This is a genomic window from Chryseobacterium sp. VD8, from assembly GCF_037149975.1.
Lineage (GTDB): Bacteria > Bacteroidota > Bacteroidia > Flavobacteriales > Weeksellaceae > Chryseobacterium > Chryseobacterium indicum.
On sequence record NZ_JBBCQL010000466.1, the window covers coordinates 1 to 372 of the forward strand.

Genomic DNA, 372 nt, shown 5'->3' on the forward strand with positions numbered 1-372 from the left:
TTCCCGCTTTATCAAAAACCAGATTCAGCAGTTTCATAGGTTTAGAAAGTTCTTTGCCCAATGTATAAAGCTCTTTTGTGGTCTGCTTTTGCTGTATCAGCAATGCGTCTCCGGTTTCCTTTGCCCTTACCTCATCCGTCTTGCTTTGCATTACCGAAAGATAAGAAGCATTGAACAAATGATTTTCTGCTTCAAAAATGGCTAAGTCTCTAGCTAAACTGGTTAGTAATGCATCAGCAATCGGCACATACTCTTCTTTTAAGATTCCCATTATATAATTATTTTAAAAATTCGGAAAATAAATATACACTTTAATCACTCATCTTTAGAGGTTTGTATGGTTTTAATGCACTGTTTAGAAGATTATTAATA

Annotated in this window: 1 protein-coding gene; it reads right to left on the bottom strand. The window is 34.4% G+C overall.

Features of this window, described 5'->3' with window-relative positions:
* On the bottom strand, positions 1-271 hold a 271-nt coding region (locus WFK35_RS23060; RefSeq protein ID WP_336734996.1), incomplete at its 3' end, for a hypothetical protein.
* Positions 272-372: the final 101 nt, after the last annotated feature.